The organism is Kitasatospora sp. A2-31 (assembly GCF_022288725.1).
Taxonomy (GTDB): Bacteria; Actinomycetota; Actinomycetes; order Streptomycetales; family Streptomycetaceae; genus Kitasatospora.
The window spans coordinates 265,402-281,150 of sequence record NZ_JAKNTA010000002.1; the positions used below are offsets into that span (position 1 = coordinate 265,402).

Annotated in this window: 14 protein-coding genes; 9 read left to right on the top strand and 5 right to left on the bottom strand. The window is 72.2% G+C overall.

All coding sequences use genetic code 11. The features are described 5' to 3' along the window. Positions 1-3: 3 nt before the first annotated feature. Complete coding sequence (locus MCM47_RS06095; RefSeq protein WP_238859278.1) at positions 4-1,359, bottom strand: ferric reductase-like transmembrane domain-containing protein; 1,356 nt, start codon at positions 1,357-1,359, stop codon at positions 4-6. 225 nt (positions 1,360-1,584) lie between these two features. On the opposite strand from MCM47_RS06095, the gene MCM47_RS06100 reads away from it, so the two are divergent. Together MCM47_RS06100 and MCM47_RS06105 are read left to right on the top strand one after the other, a co-directional pair. Then, positions 1,585-2,301, top strand: a complete 717-nt coding sequence (locus MCM47_RS06100; RefSeq protein ID WP_238859279.1) for a response regulator transcription factor — start codon at positions 1,585-1,587, stop codon at positions 2,299-2,301. Further along, complete coding sequence (locus MCM47_RS06105; RefSeq protein ID WP_238859280.1) at positions 2,298-3,815, top strand: cell wall metabolism sensor histidine kinase WalK; 1,518 nt, start codon at positions 2,298-2,300, stop codon at positions 3,813-3,815. The genes MCM47_RS06100 and MCM47_RS06105 overlap by 4 nt, the downstream gene beginning before the upstream one ends. Before the next feature lie 4 nt (positions 3,816-3,819). Here MCM47_RS06105 and MCM47_RS06110 read toward each other — a convergent pair whose 3' ends face one another. Next, positions 3,820-4,314, bottom strand: coding sequence for a hydrogenase maturation protease (locus tag MCM47_RS06110; RefSeq protein ID WP_238859281.1), 495 nt, complete (start codon positions 4,312-4,314; stop codon positions 3,820-3,822). Positions 4,315-4,494: 180 nt separating this feature from the next. On the opposite strand from MCM47_RS06110, the gene MCM47_RS06115 reads away from it, so the two are divergent. The 5 genes from MCM47_RS06115 to MCM47_RS06135 are packed head-to-tail and all read left to right on the top strand — an operon-like array spanning position 4,495 to position 9,071. Then, positions 4,495-5,646 carry a 4Fe-4S dicluster domain-containing protein gene (locus MCM47_RS06115; protein WP_238859282.1) on the top strand — a complete coding sequence of 384 codons (1,152 nt, stop codon included), beginning with the start codon at positions 4,495-4,497 and terminating at the stop codon, positions 5,644-5,646. Continuing rightward, complete coding sequence (locus tag MCM47_RS06120) at positions 5,643-6,104, top strand: Crp/Fnr family transcriptional regulator (protein ID WP_238859283.1); 462 nt, start codon at positions 5,643-5,645, stop codon at positions 6,102-6,104. The genes MCM47_RS06115 and MCM47_RS06120 overlap by 4 nt, the downstream gene beginning before the upstream one ends. Continuing rightward, entirely contained in the window at positions 6,101-6,904 is an 804-nt protein-coding gene (locus MCM47_RS06125) for an FAD/NAD(P)-binding protein (RefSeq protein ID WP_238859284.1), read from the top strand. The genes MCM47_RS06120 and MCM47_RS06125 overlap by 4 nt, the downstream gene beginning before the upstream one ends. Positions 6,905-6,906: 2 nt before the next feature. After that, a complete protein-coding gene (locus tag MCM47_RS06130) occupies positions 6,907-7,695 on the top strand; it encodes an oxidoreductase (protein ID WP_238859285.1) in 789 nt (262 codons plus the stop codon). Beyond that, positions 7,692-9,071: a Ni/Fe hydrogenase subunit alpha gene (locus MCM47_RS06135; RefSeq protein WP_238859287.1), complete on the top strand. Its 1,380-nt coding sequence runs from the start codon at positions 7,692-7,694 to the stop codon at positions 9,069-9,071. Before MCM47_RS06130 ends, MCM47_RS06135 begins: the two co-directional genes overlap by 4 nt. A 448-nt stretch (positions 9,072-9,519) precedes the next feature. On the opposite strand, the gene MCM47_RS06140 is transcribed toward MCM47_RS06135, so the two are convergent. Both MCM47_RS06140 and MCM47_RS06145 read right to left on the bottom strand, forming a co-directional pair. Then, on the bottom strand, positions 9,520-11,010 hold the full coding sequence (locus MCM47_RS06140; RefSeq protein WP_238859289.1) for a tetratricopeptide repeat protein: 1,491 nt from the start codon (positions 11,008-11,010) through the stop codon (positions 9,520-9,522). 426 nt (positions 11,011-11,436) lie between these two features. Continuing rightward, a complete protein-coding gene (locus MCM47_RS06145; protein ID WP_238859291.1) occupies positions 11,437-12,153 on the bottom strand; it encodes an SDR family oxidoreductase in 717 nt (238 codons plus the stop codon). A 142-nt stretch (positions 12,154-12,295) separates the two neighbouring features. On the opposite strand from MCM47_RS06145, the gene MCM47_RS06150 reads away from it, so the two are divergent. Then, positions 12,296-13,243, top strand: coding sequence for an AraC family transcriptional regulator (locus MCM47_RS06150; protein ID WP_238859293.1), 948 nt, complete (start codon positions 12,296-12,298; stop codon positions 13,241-13,243). Between the two features lie 330 nt (positions 13,244-13,573). Here MCM47_RS06150 and MCM47_RS06155 read toward each other — a convergent pair whose 3' ends face one another. Then, the gene (locus tag MCM47_RS06155) at positions 13,574-14,851 is read right to left on the bottom strand and encodes an aspartate aminotransferase family protein (RefSeq protein WP_238859295.1); all 1,278 of its coding nucleotides are present in this window, start codon (positions 14,849-14,851) and stop codon (positions 13,574-13,576) included. A 246-nt stretch (positions 14,852-15,097) separates the two neighbouring features. Between MCM47_RS06155 and MCM47_RS06160 the strand changes: the two genes are divergently transcribed. Further along, positions 15,098-15,634, top strand: coding sequence for a putative immunity protein (locus MCM47_RS06160; RefSeq protein WP_238859297.1), 537 nt, complete (start codon positions 15,098-15,100; stop codon positions 15,632-15,634). Positions 15,635-15,749 lie beyond the last annotated feature (115 nt).

Here is a 15,749-nt window from a genome sequence, read left to right on the forward strand (position 1 = left end):
GGATCAGAAGGTGAAGGACTCGCGGTGGATACGGCCCCGCCGTACTCCGGCGGCTCGCAGTGAACGCGCGGCTTCCTCGGCCATGGCCTCCGGCCCGCACAGGTAGACCTCGTGATCGGCGAGGCCGGGGAGTAGCCGGGCGAGGGCCGTCCCGAGGTCGCCGACCTGTTCCCGCGACCCGACCAGCTCGTACACCCGCCCGCCGCGTCGTCGGGCGATCTCCGCCAGCTCCCCCCGGAAGAGGAGGTCCTCCGGGCACCTGGCCCGCTGTACCAGGGTCACCTCGCCGGGAATCGTCTCGAACAGAGCCCGCAGCGGGGTGATCCCCACTCCCGCCCCGACCAGCAGGACGCGGCGGCACCGCTGCACCCGCCCCGTGAAGGCCCCGTAGGGACCTTCGGCACGGACACGGGTACCCGGGCGCAGTGCGGCGACGGCCGCGCTGTGCCCGCCGAGGCCCTTGACGGTGAAGCGGAGGAACTGCGGGTGCGGCGGTGCGGAGAGTGAGTACGGATTGGCGGCCCAGCGCAGGCCGGGCGCGTCGAACTGCAGCCGGAAGAACTGCCCGGGCTCCGCCCGCAACTCGTCCAGCCGCTGCCCCCGCAGGAAGAGGGACACCACACCGGGGCTCTCGGGCCGGACCTCGGTCACGGTGAGCCGGTGGCGGCGGTCGCGCAGCCACGGCCGGACCAGCCGGTACCAGCCCATCAGGGCCGCCGTGAGCAGGTAGAGGGTGTACCAGGCGACCCGGGCCGGGCCGTCGCCGAGGTCGGCGCCGATGGCCAGTTGGTGTCCGAAGGCTAGGGCTACCGCCAGGTACGTCGCCAGATGCAGGTAGTACCAGGCCTCGTAGGAGAGCCGGCGGCGGGCCGCCCGCGCGGAGACCACGCCGGTTCCCAGCATCAGGAGCGTGGCCACCGTCGCCTTGAGCATCTCGGGGAAGTGAAACGTGATCTCCACGCCCTCGGCGAGCAGGCCGCGGCCGTCCGTCAGGGCGTAGCCCCAGACGATCGTGAGCACGTGCGCGGTCACCACGGAAACCAGCCAACGGCCGCCGAAAGCGTGCCAGCGGGCCAGGCGGTCGGCGCCGACCCCGCGCTCCAGCGGTGGCAGCCGGGCCATGAGCAGGAGCAGCACAGGGGCCGCGTACCCGGCGAGCAGGCCGGTGATCCGGCCCGCACCGGTCAGCCACCCCGCCGCACCGGTGACCGCGGACGTGTTCGTCCACCACAGGAAGACGACGCCCAGAGCGCCTGCGGCGATCAGCCCGAGCACGGCGGTCGGGCCGGCGGCGGCTGGACGGCGCGGCGCCGCGCGATGCGCCGGGTTCGCGGAGCGTGGCGGGGCGACGCTGGTCATCCGGGATCTCCTTCCTGCCGACGCCGACGGTCGCCGGAGTGATCACGATGGCACCCCAAGCTCTCAGTTACTTCTGAACCCGCGCCGGCGCCCCGCCCGTCCGAGCGGCATCGGTGCAGCTCAGAGACTGTTCCGCCGGGCCAGCCGGCAGATCCGGTCTCATGACTTTCTCACCGTCGCGTGACCAGAATGAGCGCCGACGACAGCGCATGCCGAGGGAGCACCATGGAGGACACCGCCCACACGCGCGCCTGGCGCGTACTCGTGGTGGACGACGAACCCGATCTGGTCGAGGTGGTCTGCGGAGCGGTCCGCTACGAGGGCTGGCAAGCCCTGGGCGAGACCACCGGCCTGGCGGCCGTCCGGACCGCGGCGTCCTGGCGGCCGCACGCCATCGTGCTCGACATGATGCTCCCGGACCTCGACGGCATGGAGGTGCTGCGCCGTGTCCACGAGGAGCGACCAGAGGTGCGGGTGCTCTTCCTCACCGCCCGGGACGCCGTGGAGGACCGCATCGCGGGCATCGCCGCGGGAGGCGACGACTACGTGACCAAGCCGTTCAGCCTGGCCGAGGTCGTCGTGCGGCTGCACGGACTCCTGCGCCGCACCACACCCCGCGCGGCGGCGCAGCCCCCGCCCGAGCACGCCCTGGTGCTCGGGGACCTCGTCCTCGACGAGCAGGCGCGCGAGGTCGTCCGGGGCGGCGACGGCATCGACCTGAGCCCCACCGAGTACGCCCTCCTCGCCTACCTGATGCACCACCCGCGGCAGGTACTGAGCAAGGCGCAGATCCTGGATGCCGTGTGGTCCTACGACTTCGGCGGCCAGGCGCACGTGGTCGAGCTGTACATCAGCTACCTGCGCAAGAAGGTGGACGCCGGCCGGGCGCCGATGATCCACACCGTGCGCGGAGCCGGCTACCTGATCAAGGCGGCCACATGACCGGCGGCCTGCGCGGCCGGCTGGCCCGGCTGTTGCCGAGAACGCTTCGCGGCCGGCTGATCGCCGGACTGCTGGTGCTCCTGGTGGTGACCTGCACCGCCGTCGGGCTCGCCACCACCGCCGCGCTGCGCCACTTCCTGGTGGACCGGCTGGACCAGCAGCTCGCCGACACCGGCGGACGGTACGCGGCCAGCCTGGAGCACGCCGGACAGGGCGGGGACACCCGGGCCCAGGCCCCCGGTACCTTCGGCGCCCGCCTCCTGAACGGCCGGGTGACCGCGGCAGCCGTGGTCGACGGCGACGCCGACGATGCGGACGATCCCAACGACGACGACCGGGTGACCCCGTCGCCGGCCGCGCAGCGTGCGCTCGCCGCCCTCCCGGCCGGCGGGCCGGCCCGCACCGTCGACCTGGGCGCGGCCGGCCCCTACCGGGTGCGGGCCGTCGCCGGCCGGGACGGTGACCTCCTGGTGGGTGGCCTGCCCCTGCGACAGGTCGAGGACACGGTCGACCGGCTGGCAACGCTGGAACTCACGGTGTTCGCGCTGGCCGCCGCCGGGGCGGGAGTCGCGGGTGCGCTGTGGGTCCGCTGGTCGCTGCGCCCGCTGGACCGGGTGGCGAGGACGGCCGAGCGGGTCAGCGCACTGCCGCTCGCCAGCGGTGCCGTCACCCTCGCCGAACGGGTTCCGGACGACGATCCGCGCACGGAGGTCGGCCGGGTCGGCACGGCCCTCAACCGGATGCTCGATCACGTGGGAGCCGCCCTGGCCCGTCGGCAGGCGGTGGAGGAACGGCTGCGGGCGTTCGCCGCGGACGCCAGCCACGAGCTCCGCACCCCCGTGGCCGCAATCCGTGGGCATGCGGAGCTCGCCTTGTGTCACCCCGGTGACGTGCCCGAGCCGGTGCGTCACTCGCTGGAACGGATCAGCGCGGAGTCGGGCCGGATGGGGACGATCGTCGAGGATCTGCTGCTGCTCGCCCGACTGGACGCCGGCCGCCCACTGGCCGACGAGGAGGTCGACCTGACCCGGATCTCGCTCGACGCGTTGGCGGACGCGCGAGCCGCCGGACGGGAGCACCGCTGGCGTCTGGTCCTGCCCGAGGAGCCCGTTCTCCTGCGCGGCGACGCCCACCGGCTGAGCCAGGTGGTGGCCAATCTGCTGGCCAACGCCCACTCCCACACCCCGCCGGGCACCGAGGTCGAGCTCAGCCTGGAGCAGGCGGGGGAGCAGGTACGGATGGCCGTCACGGACAACGGCCCGGGAATTCCGCCCGAGCTGACCGGCCGGGTCTTCGAACGCTTCGTCCGCGGCGACCGGGCCCGCTCGCGTACGACCGGATCGACCGGGCTCGGCCTGTCGATCGTTCAGGCGGTGGTCCAGGCCCAGGGCGGCGAGGTCGAGGTGGCGAGCCGTCCGGGGCGCACGGTGTTCGCCGTGCGGCTTCCGGCCCACCGGTCCTGCGACCGAATCGGATCGGCCGGGCCGTCGTGGGCGGCGGTGCCCCGGCCGTGATCGCTCAGCGAGGACGCCGGAGCAGCGTGACGTCCTCCGTGATCCGCTCGGCGAGCGGTGCCACGACGGCTGCGACGGGTGCCGAAAGGCCGGTGCCCAGGTCGCCGTCGGCCCCCTCGACGGCGTAGACGATCAGGTGCCGCGGCAGACGGTCCAGTTCTCGGGCGAGTTCGACGGCCTCACCCAGGCCGAGACCGTGGGAACTCGTCGCACCGCCCGGAGGCGTCAGCCGGTCACCGGTCAGCTCCAGACGGTGGACCCGGCCGGGGGATGCGGGGTGGGCATGGGCGGCATCCACCACGATGGCGAGCTCGGCGTCCTCCCACAGGGTGATCAGCCGGGCGGGGTCGCCGTCGCAGACCCGCAGGACCGTCCCTCCCGGTAGGGGCTGGTGCTCGGCCCGTTCCGCCAGCCGCGTCACGACGGCCCAGCCCACACCGTCGTCGCGGCGGTACTCGTTCCCGACGCCGATGACGGCGATCCGCGTGGTGACGTTCATGCGCTCCGTCGTTCCCCTGCACCGCGGCCGGCAGTCGCACTGCGGCCGGCTCGGGACCATCCGGGGAACGGAGGCCGCCACCTGGACCATGCCGGGACGCCCGGCCGCGGGCGCGCACACATACTGGCCGGGACGGCTACGACTGGCCGGGGCGGTGTGACCGGGTGCACGGAGGTTGACGTGGCGGACGGCGCGGTGGTGATCGACCGGGACGGACTGAGCGGGCTGATCTCGGTCCTCGCCGGGCGCGGCCGCACGGTCGTGGGGCCGACGGTCCGCGACGGGGCGATCGTTCTGGCCGAACTCTCGGACGGTGACGGGCTCCCGTACGGTTGGGGGGTCGAGCTGGAGGCCGGGAGGTACCGGCTGCGCGCCCGCGAGGACGGCGCCGTGTTCGCCCACAGCGCCGGCCCGCAGTCCTGGAAGACGTTCCTGCACCCGCCGCGCGAGCGGCAGTGGGCGGCCGAGCGGCGCGCCGACGGCGTGCTGGTGATGACGGAGGAACGGACGTCGCCGCCCTCGTACGCCTTCCTCGGAGTCCGTCCCTGCGATCTGCGGGCCATCGCGATCCAGGACAAGGTGCTGACCGGTGGGATGTACACCGACCCGGCCTACCGCGGGCGCCGCGAACGGGCGTTCCTGGTGGCGGTGGAGTGCACCGAGCCGGGGGCCACCTGCTTCTGCGTGTCCATGGGCACCGGGCCCGCCGTCGGGCCCGGCTATGACCTGGCGCTCACCGAGGTGCTCGACGCCGACGGCCACCGATTCCTGCTGCGGGCCGGGAGCGAGGAGGGGGAGTCGGTTCTGGCGGAGCTGCCGAGCCTCCCTGCCGATGCCGCGACCCGCAACGCCGCCTCCGAGGGCGTCGCCGGGGCGGCCGACCGGATGGGCCGCACCATGCCGCCGGTGGACCTCCAGGCGTTGATGCGTGAGACCCTCACGGCCGAGCGCTGGAACGACGTCGCGGCACGTTGCCTGACCTGCGGCAACTGCACCATGGTCTGCCCGACCTGCTTCTGCACCACCGCCGAGGACGTCACCGACCTGACGGGCGACCACGCCGAGCGGTGGCGGCGCTGGGAGTCCTGTTTCGACCTGGACTTCTCGCACCTCCAGGCAGGGCCCGTCCGCGACACCCCGCGGAGCCGGTACCGGCAGTGGGCCACCCACAAGCTGGGCACCTGGTACGACCAGTTCGGCAGCTCGGGTTGCGTCGGTTGCGGGCGCTGCATCGTGTGGTGCCCGGTCGGCATCGACATCACCGAGGAGGCTCACGCGCTGAACCGTGAGTGGGACGCGGCCGGGCCGGTGGGGGAGGAGGGCCTGTCGTGACCGTCGCCCGCCACGGATTCCTCGGTGCGCTGCCGCCCGGTCACCGCGAACGTCTCCAAGGCTTCTCCCACGAGGTGACCTTCCCCGGCGGGGCCCGCATCTTCGAGGAGGACGGCGTCGCCGACCGGTTCTGGATCATCGGTTCCGGGAGCGTCGCGCTCGACGTTCACGTTCCTGGCCGGCGCGAAGCCGTGGTGGAGACCCTCGGTGAGGGCGATCTGCTCGGCTGGTCCTGGCTGTTCGAACCGTACCGCTGGCACCTCGGAGCACAGACCCGTGGCACCGTGCTGGCATCCGAGTTCGACGCGGAGCGCATCCGCGCAGCGTGCGAGCAGGACCCCGCCTTCGGCCTGGCGGTGACGCATGGTGTCGCCCGGGTGATCGCCCGGAGGTTGAAGGCCACCCGCACCCGCCTGCTCGACCTCTACGGACAGCCCGGCGACGGCGGGGCGCCATGACGACTCCCCTCCCGTACCGCGTGATCGAACGCAAGGCCGAGACGCCCGACACCGCCACGATCGTTCTGGAGCCCGCCGAGGTACCCCTCCGGCCCTTCACCCCGGGGCAGTTCGCCATGGTGTACGCCTTCGGCATCGGGGACGTCCCACTCTCGGTCAGCGGCTTCGACGGCCACCGACTGACCCACACCGTCCGTGCGGTCGGCGCGGTCTCCGCCGCGCTGTACGGCCTGCGGCCCGGAGCGATGGTCGGCGTACGCGGGCCGTTCGGCACCGGTTGGGAGCTTCCCGCCACAGCCGGGCTCGACCTGCTGGTGGTCGCCGGCGGAATCGGCCTGGCGCCGCTGCGCCCGGTCGTCCGCGCCGCGCTCGCCGGGTCCGGACGGAAGGGGCGGCTGAACGTCCTGATCGGGGCACGTACACCCGGTGATCTGCTCTACGCCGAGGAGGTGCGCGACTGGCAGGCGGCGGGGAAGGCCGCGGTCACCGTCGACCGCCCCGACGCACGGTGGCAGGGCGAGGTGGGCGTCGTCACGAGCCTGCTCGACCGGTCCGCGTTCCACCCGCAGGAATCGGCGGCGTTCGTCTGCGGCCCGGAGCCGATGATCCGGGCCGCCGCCCGTGACCTGGTGCAGCGCGGCGTCGACCCGGACCGGATCAGAGTCTCGCTGGAGCGCACCATGCACTGCGGGACGGGCCACTGCGGGCACTGCCAGCTCGGCCCTCTCCTGCTCTGCCGCGACGGTCCGGTCGTCACCTGGACCCGTGCCCGACCTCTGCTCGCAGTCAGGGAGTTGTGACGATGCCGAGCAGAGCCGACCGGCGACCGACGCTGGCCGTATGGAAGTTCGCCTCCTGCGACGGCTGCCAGCTCACCCTCCTGGACTGCGAGGACGAGCTCCTCGCGATCGCCGAGCAGGTGGAGGTCTCGCACTTCCTGGAGGCCTCCAGTGCGAGCCTTCCGGGCCCGTACGACCTCTCGCTCGTCGAGGGCTCGGTGACCACTCCGCAGGACGCCGAGCGGATCCGGCATGTCCGCGCGGTCTCGCGGCGCCTGGTCACCATCGGTGCCTGCGCCACCGCCGGAGGCGTCCAGGCGCTGCGCAACTACGCGGACGTCGCCGAGTTCCAGGCCGTCGTCTACGCGCGCCCGGACTACATCGATACGCTCGCCACCTCCACGCCGATCAGCGCGCACGTCCCCGTCGACTTCGAACTGCGTGGCTGCCCCATCGACCGGCGCCAGCTCATCGAGGTGATCACCGCCTACCTGGCCGGCCGCACACCGGACGTCCCCGCACACAGCGTCTGCTTCGAGTGCAAGCAGCGCGGCACGGTCTGCGTGACCGTGGCCCACGGCACCCCCTGCCTCGGCCCGGTCACCCACGCCGGCTGCGGCGCGCTCTGCCCCGCCTACGACCGGGGCTGCTACGGCTGTTTCGGACCCTCGAACTCCACGAACTTCCCCTCCTTCATCCCGTTGCTGCGCCGCGACGGCATGGACACCCTCGACGTGGTGCGGGTACTGCGCACGTTCAACACCGCCGCCCCCGAGTTCGACGCGGCCTCCAGGAAGGAACTGGAACGGTGACCCACCGGGGCTCCAGGACGCTCCACGTCGGGTCGCTCGCGCGCGTCGAGGGCGAGACCGCGCTGCACCTGCGCACGGACGGCGGCGAGGTCACCGAAGCCCGGCTGGCGATCTACGAACCCCCGCGGTTCTTCGAGGCGCTCCTCCGCGGACGCTCGTACGCCGAACCACCCGACATCACCTCCCGGATCTGCGGGATCTGCCCGGTCGCGTACCAGATGAGTGCCTGCCGCGCTGTGGAGGACGCCTGCGGTGCCACCGTCGACGGGCAGTTGGCCGCGCTGCGCCGGCTGCTCTACTGCGGTGAGTGGATCGAGAGCCAGACGCTGCACATCCACCTCCTCCACGCACCCGACTTCCTCGGCTGCGACGGTGTTGTCGACCTGGCCCGCACCCACCGCGCCGACGTCGAACGCGGTCTACGTCTCAAGCAGGCCGGCAATGCGATCATGGAGTTGCTCGGCGGTCGGGCGATCCATCCGGTCAACGTCCGCCTCGGTGGCTTCCACCGCACCCCGACCTCGGCCGAATTGAGGCCCCTTGCCGAGCGGTTGCGCCGCGCCCGGGACGACGCACAACAGACGGTGCGCTGGGTGGCGGGTTTCGACTTCCCCGACGCCGGCTGTGACCACGACCTTCTCGCACTGGCCGTCCCGGGGAGCTACGCGATCGAGTCGGGCACCCCGACGGTCATGCCGGCTCCGCAGAGCGCCGGACTGCCGGCCGGGTCCGACCGTGCACTTCCCACGCGCACGTTCGCGGTGCACGACTTCGGCGAGCACGTCGTCGAGAGCCAGGTGCCCCATTCCACCGCGCTCCAATCACAGCTGGACGGCCGCCGCCATCTCACCGGCTCGCTCGCCCGCTACGCGATCAGCGGCCGATGGCTCTCCCCGATCGCCGTCCAGGCGGCCCAGGACGCCGGTCTCGGTGACCCACGCCGGGGCACCGTCTGCCGCAACCCCTTCCGGAGCATCGTCGTCCGGGCGGTCGAGGTGCTCTACGCGGTCGACGAGGCGCTGCGCATCATCGACGCGTATGAACGCCCACCGCGTCCCCACGTCGACGTGTCGCCACGGGCGGCCACTGGTCACGGCGCGACCGAGGCACCGCGGGGCCTCCTCTACCACCGCTACGCCGTCGACGGCGAGGGGACCGTCACCGACGCCGCCCTGGTCCCTCCGACCGCGCAGAACCAGGGGGCGATCGAGGCGGACCTGCGCCGCGTCGTGCAAGAGCGCATCGGACGCGGCGAGGTCACCGACGCCGAACTGACCGCCCTGTGCGAGCGGGTGATCCGCAACCACGACCCGTGCATCTCGTGCTCGGCCCACTTCCTCGACCTCACCGTCGAACGGACCAGGGCCGGTGACTGAACCGGCTGCGACGCCTCTGTGCGAGTCGGCATCGAGGGCCAGGAGCAAGGTCCGGCCGAGGACGTCGTGGGTGATCCTCGCGGATCGCCGTGTCATGCCGCAGGAAGAGCCTCAGCAGGTCGGAGCAGAGACCCCAGCCTGTCAACGGCGGGTGGTTCCAGGCGATCACGGCATTCACCGTGGAGCCGTCCAGCCGGGCGAGGCATTCCGGGCGGACGACCAGCGGGCCGCGCGGCGACGACCGAGACCTCGCCGTTCACCGACCGCCACGCGACATGACCGGTGCCACGCAGGGCCGCTTGATTCTGCGGAAATCCGTGATCGGCGCGGGCCGGGTGATCGGGCGGAGAAGGCCCAGGGGCGGCCGGAACGGTGTGCAGGGCCTAGCCGTGGCCGGTCGTCGCCTCGCCGCGGCCGATTCGGGGCCGGTCGAGATGGGCTTTCGGCCTCACCATTCCGGGTCACCCGCTGCGGCGCGTGCGATGGCCAGGTTGGCCCGGACGGCCAGCGTGGTCGGGTGGGTGTCGCCGAGGATCTGCTCGCACTGGCTGAGGGCGGCCTCGAACAGGGGGACGGCACGGTCCGGTTCGCCTGCCGTGTGGTAGGCCAGCGCGACGTTGTTGCGGCTCTTCAGGGTGTCGGGGTGGGTGTCGCCGAGAACCTGTTCGCGCTGGCTGAGGACGGCCCTGTGCAGCGGGGTGGCACGGTCCGGGTCGCCCGCCGCCTGGTAGGCGCCGGCGAGGTTCTCCCGGAAGGTCAGGGTGACGGGGTGGGTGTCGCCGAGCGCTTGCTCGAAGTGGGCGAGCACGTTCTCGTGCAGGGGGATGGCACGGTCAAGGTGGCCCGCTGCCTGGTAGGCGCCGGCGAGGTTGCCCAGGCTGATGAGGGTGTCGGGGTGGTTGTTGCCGAGGAGCCGCTCGCGCTGGACGAGGGTGGCTTCGTACAGGGGGATGGCGCGGTCCAGGTCGCCCGCTGTGTGGTAGGCGAGTGCGAGGTTGGCTCGGCTGTTCAGGGTGTCGGGGTGGGTGTCGCCGAGGACCTGCTCGAACTGGGTGAGAGTGGTCTCCAACAGGGGGATGGCACGGTCCGGGTCACCCACCGAGTAGTAGGCGAGCGCGAGGTTGGCTCGGCAGCTCAGGGTGTGGGGATGGGAGTCGCCGAGTGCTTGCTCGAAGTGGGCGAGCGCGCTTTCGTGCAGGGGGACGGCGCGGTCCGGGTGGCCCGCTGCCTGGTAGGCGCCGGCGAGGTTGTCCAGGCTGATGAGGGTGTCGGGGTGGTTGTTGCCGAGGACCCGCTCGCGCTGGACGAGGGTAGCTTCGTAGAGGGCGATGGCGCGGTCCAGGTCGCCCACCGCCTGATAGGCGGAGGCGAGGTTGTTGCGGCTGTTCAGGGTATGGGGGTGGGTGTCGCCGAGGACCCGTTCGGACTGGCTGAGGGTGGCCTCGAACAGGGGGATGGCGCGGTCCGGGTGGCCTGCTGCCTGGTAGGCGAGCGCGAGGTTGTTGCGACTGGTCAGGGTGTCGGGGTGGGTGTCGCCGAGGACCCGTTCGAAGCGGGCAAGGGCGGCCTCTTGGAGCGTGAGGGTGTCGGAGGCGGTGACCGTCTCGCTCACGGCGGCGGGAGCGGACAGGAGGACGGCGATCGCGGCCCGGAGGCCGGCGTCCTCGCGCAGGGCTCGCTTCAGCGACTGCCGCAACGCCGCCGGAGCATCGGCGTCCTCGGGATCCTCCGCGACGTCCTGGATCGCTGCCGCCAGCGCGGCCTGCTCGGGTCCGGAGCGCCGGCGGGAGACGGCCTGGAGGATGCGGCGGCCGAGGTCGGCGGTGGCGTCCGCGGCGGGATCCTCCGACAGGGCCAGGACAGCCCCGCCGTAGGCCCGTGCCGCGGCGGTCACATACGGGCCGGCCTGCTCCACCAACCGGACGATCCCCGCACTCATCCCTGTCCCCCATCGGGTCGGCCACCTCTGCACCACACGTCTTCTGACGGAGCGTAGACGAATGGGCTGACTGGTTCAGGTGTTCGGCTCAAGCCGGTGGGCGGTCCGTCGACCGGTCGCGTGAGCTACGCAGGTTCGGACCCCACGGCGGCCACCGGACAGGACGGAGGACCCTGATCAGCGCAGACGCCGATCAGGGCCGCGTGCCCGTGGCCTGCCCGGGGAAGTGCCCCGGCGTTCACGTCGCCGCCAGTGTGCAGGCGGCGAGGAAGCGGGGGCGTCCGCCCGCCCCGGCGGTGGTCACCGGTTCGGGCCGGGCGCCTCGGATCCGCACACCTGCTCGGCCGTGCGTCGCCGACCGCCCGCGGCGGGGAACGCGTCGCGGGCGGTCGGCGACGCTCCGTCGGCCGTCGGGTGGCGCCTGTGTCACACCAGTGCCGCGCCGCCGTCTATCGCGAGCGTGGTGCCGGTGACGTAGGCGTTGGCCAGGACGAAGAGATAGGCCGCCGCGGCTTCCTCGGCCGTGCCGACCCGTCGCGTGAGCAGCTCGGCCCCGGCGCCCTGGAGGAACGCCTCCGGGTCCGGGACGCTGCCGTCCCACAGCTCGGTACGGATCACACCGGGCTGGATCACGTTGACGCGCAGAGGGGCGAGTTCGACGGCGAGTGCCCGGGACAGGGCCTCGATGCCGCCGGTGATGCCTGCCGTGAGCGCGGTTCCGGACAGGGGACGGATCGCGAGAACGCCGGAGCTGAAGGTGATCGAGCCGCCGTCGCGCAGTCGCGGTGCCGCGTACTTGGCGGAGAGGAACGCGCCCCAGAACCGGCGCTCGAAGACGGCCCTGGCCTCGTCGGGGGTGGTGTCGACCAACGGCTTGATCAGCAGGGATTCGCCCGCCGTGTAGACGAGGTGGTCGAACTCCCCGACCTGCTCGAAGAACGCGGCGATGGCGTCGCCGTCGGCGACGTCCAGGCGGCGGCCCTCGGCCTGCCCGCCCAACCGCTTCGTCGCGGCGTCCACGCGGTCCTGGTTGCTGGAGGCGACCACGACGTGCGCGCCGGCCGCCGTGGCCTGTCGGGCCACCGCGAAGCCGATGCCGGAGGTTCCACCGATGACCACGATCTTCTTGCCGGACAGAGACATGGGATCCGTTCCTTCGTCCATGCGGTGCCGGGGCTCGGCAACCGCCATGGCATGAACGTACGCCTCCGCATTGAGACGATGAATGACTTGAAATCTCGATTCCCTGTCATATCGTCTCGCCGTACGGCAGTAGAGTGGCGCTATGGACATCCTGAGCGACACCCTCGCAGTCCTTCGCACGGGACGCCCGATGGTGACCCGCACCGACGCGCACGCCCCGTGGGCCCTGAAGTTCCAACCCATCTCGGGAGCCGGCTTCCACGTCGTCGTGGAGGGGCACTGCCACCTGCTGCCACCGCACGGCGAACCGCTCGCGCTCGGACCCGGCGACATCGTGTTCCTGCAGCGCGGCAGCGGCCACACCCTGTGCGACGTGCCGGACCGCGCTCCGGTGGACTTCGTGCCGGAGCGCGTGGACCGTTCCTCGCCGATCGGTCAGGTCACCGTGGACGGACCGGGGCCGCGCACGGTGCTGGTGTGCGGCGCGTACGCGATCGACGTCGATCGCCCGCATCCGCTGTTCGGCGATCTACCGGAGGTCATCCACCTCCCCGCGGTTCCCGGCCGGCACCCGGTGCTGCGCTCGGCGGTCGATCAGCTGTGCGCCGAGTTCCACGCGCCGCAGCCGGGCTCGGACGCGGTCGTCACGGCGCTCATCGACCTGCTGCTGCTGTACATCCTGCGGTCGTGGTACGCGGAACTGCCGAAGGAGCGGACCCGGGGCTGGGCGGCCGCGCTGACCGACCCGGCGGTCGCGCCGGCCCTGAAGGCGATCCACGACGACCCCGGCCGTCCCTGGACCGTGGAGTCCCTGGGCGCCCGTGCCGGGCTGTCCCGCGCGACGTTCGCCCGCCGCTTCGCCTCGGTGGTCGGCGAGCCGCCGCTGACCTACCTGACCAACTGGCGGATGGCCACCGCGGCGCGGTTGCTGCAAAGGTCGCCGGTCCCGCTGAGCACGATCGCGCAGGACACGGGGTACACCTCGGAGTTCGCCTTCGCCAAAGCCTTCAAGCGACACTTCGGAACGCCGCCGGGGGCCTACCGCAAGCAGGTCAGGACGGCAGGCGACGCAGCGGGCGGATCCAACTGACGGTGAGGGCCAGGGCATGACCGCAGCGGACCGGGAAGCGGTGGTCGCTGCCGGCCCCGGCCCCGCGGTGGCCCGCTTCGGTCGGGCCGGCAACTCCCGTGGACCGACTCGGATCCGGACCGCGTGGCGGCGGGACACCCTTACGGTCCCCGGGGCGCGAGTACGATCCACCAGATCCGCCGGACGAACCTCAGAGCCGGAGCCAGAGCGAGAGCGAGAGCCGGAGCCAGGCTTGATCCAGAGCGCGATCGACGTGGCGATGGCAGTGCCGTGGACGACGTAGGCGCGCTTGGCGTCCCGCGTCGCGCCGGCCCGGACTGCCTGGGTCGGTCAGCAGGCGGCGGTGAGCGAGTCGAGGAGGATGCCGAGTCCTTCCCCGGCCTCGTCCTCGGTCAGGGTGAGCGGGGGAGCCATCCGCAGGGTGTGACCGTACAGGCCGCCCTTGCCGATGAGCAGGCCGCGTTCCTTCGCGTGTTCCATCACCCTGGCGGCCAGCGACGGGCTCGGTGCCCCCGTGTCGGGGTCGATCAGGTCGACGGCGAACATCAGGCCTCTGCCCCGGACGTCCCGCGCCACCGGGAGCCGTTCCGTCCCGGTCCGCAGCCCGTCGACGAGCAGACGGCCGAGCCGGTCCGCGTTGGCCTGGAGGTCGTGGGCGAGCAGGTAGTCGAGGGTGGCCCCGGCAGCCGCCGTCGCGATCGGGTTGCCGCCGAACGTGGAGATGCCGTTGGCCGGAAGCGCGTCCATCAGCGCGCCCTCCGCGACGACACCGCCGATCGCGAAGCCGTTTCCCAGTCCCTTGGCGAAGGTCATGACGTGCGGTGTGACGCCATGGGCCTGGATGCCCCAGAAGTGCTCTCCGGTGCGGCCCCAGCCCGTTTGCACCTCGTCCGAGACCAGCAGGATCCCGTACCGGTCCAGGATCTCCCGGTACCTCGCGAGGAGTCCGTCCGGTGCGGCGGTGAAGCCTCCGACGCCCTGGACGGGTTCCACGATCAGGCAGGCGACGTCGGCGGCGGTGGCCGTGTCGAGGACGTGCTGCAGATCGTCCGCGCAGAAGGTCAGGAACTCCTCGTCCGACAGGTGCGGGAAACGTGCGCGGTCCGTGCCGTGCAGGTAGTGCACGTTGAGGGGCGAGAGGGAGGAGTTCTTCCAGCTCCGGTTGCCCGTGACGGCCGTGGCCGCGTACGAGCGTCCGTGGTAGCTGTTGCGCAGCGCGAGCACCTGGTCGGACCGGCGGGCGTGGGTGGCGAGCAGCAGCGCCGTCTCGTTGGCCTCGGTGCCGGAGTTGGTGAAGAAGACCTTGGCGTTCGCGATGCCCGACAGCCCCGCGATCCTCTCGGCCAACTCCACCTGGGCGCGGATGAGATAGAGCGTCGACGTGTGCGCGACCCCGGTGCGCAGCTGCCGCTCGACGGCCTCCCGCACCTCGGGCACGTCGTACCCGAGCATGTTGGTGAGGATGCCGCCGAAGAAGTCGAGGTAGCTGCGCCCCGCGGAGTCGGTGACGCGGCGCCCCTTGCCGCTCACGATCTCGATCGGGTCGTCGTAGTAGAGCGACACCCATTTCGGCATGACCGCGCGATGGCGGCCGAGCAGGTTCGACATGCGAGGCTCACTCTCTGCGGCGGCACCGGTTCGGCGTCGACCGGGCAGCCCGGAGGCACGGACGGCGCTCCAGGCAAGCTACCCGACCCCTGGTCCGTAGGCCGGTCAATCGGAGGGCGACACGAGCCGTGACTCCCCGGGCCCGGCCCGCAACCGCTCTGCGCTGTGGTGCCGGCCTCCCTCGTCGATTTCCGTTCGTCCGGATACCGGGGCTTCAGGCGGTTGATCGGTGAAAGAATCGGAGCCGTGACGACCGTAGGTGGGGACTTCCAGCTGACCATGGATGAGCTGCGCGTTGTCGCACGCTACGCCGCGGAGAGCGCTGAGGAGGTCCTTCCTGTGTTCGAGGCCGCCAACCCCGGCGATCCTCGACCTCGTGCAGCCGTCGACGCCGCATGGGAGTTCGTGAACGGCGCGAGAAGGAGCAGGCTCCAGCGCGTCACCTCCTTGGACGCCCACCGCGCGGCGAAGGAAGTGACCACCGAAGCCGAACGGCTCGCCGCGCGCGCCGCCGGCGATGCCGCCGCTGCGGCCTACCTGCATCCGATTGCGAAAGCCACCCAGGTAGGCCACATCCTGCGAGCCGCTGCAAGCGCGGCGCTCGTGGGGGAACTGAACGCAGGCGGTGATCCCGCCGTCGGGCTCGAGCTGATCGAGCAGGCCCGACAGCGCGCCACACCGGTCCTGATCGATGTCCTCAACCGGTACCCCCTCGCCCCGACCGGCAAGAGCCGTGCTGCCCGACTCATGACCGTCCTGGACAGATCCTTGCGCAGGTCCTGAGGGAGACCATCCGCCGCCGTCCGCGACACCTGTCGCGCACCTACCCTCCACCCGGCGCCTGCCGCCGAGCTGGGCGACCGTCGTTCCCCGCCGCTCAAGCCGAGCCACCCCGAGG

What these genes read in the sequence shown, in the direction of transcription:
- MCM47_RS06095 (WP_238859278.1), bottom strand. Translation starts at nt 1,359, where the DNA reads ATGACCAGCGTCGCCCCGCCACGCTCCGCGAACCCGGCGCATCGCGCG.
- MCM47_RS06100 (WP_238859279.1), top strand. Translation starts at nt 1,585, where the DNA reads ATGGAGGACACCGCCCACACGCGCGCCTGGCGCGTACTCGTGGTGGAC.
- MCM47_RS06105 (WP_238859280.1), top strand. Translation starts at nt 2,298, where the DNA reads ATGACCGGCGGCCTGCGCGGCCGGCTGGCCCGGCTGTTGCCGAGAACG.
- MCM47_RS06110 (WP_238859281.1), bottom strand. Translation starts at nt 4,314, where the DNA reads ATGAACGTCACCACGCGGATCGCCGTCATCGGCGTCGGGAACGAGTAC.
- MCM47_RS06125 (WP_238859284.1), top strand. Translation starts at nt 6,101, where the DNA reads ATGACGACTCCCCTCCCGTACCGCGTGATCGAACGCAAGGCCGAGACG.
- MCM47_RS06130 (WP_238859285.1), top strand. Translation starts at nt 6,907, where the DNA reads ATGCCGAGCAGAGCCGACCGGCGACCGACGCTGGCCGTATGGAAGTTC.
- MCM47_RS06140 (WP_238859289.1), bottom strand. Translation starts at nt 11,010, where the DNA reads ATGAGTGCGGGGATCGTCCGGTTGGTGGAGCAGGCCGGCCCGTATGTG.
- MCM47_RS06145 (WP_238859291.1), bottom strand. Translation starts at nt 12,153, where the DNA reads ATGTCTCTGTCCGGCAAGAAGATCGTGGTCATCGGTGGAACCTCCGGC.
- MCM47_RS06150 (WP_238859293.1), top strand. Translation starts at nt 12,296, where the DNA reads ATGGACATCCTGAGCGACACCCTCGCAGTCCTTCGCACGGGACGCCCG.
- MCM47_RS06155 (WP_238859295.1), bottom strand. Translation starts at nt 14,851, where the DNA reads ATGTCGAACCTGCTCGGCCGCCATCGCGCGGTCATGCCGAAATGGGTG.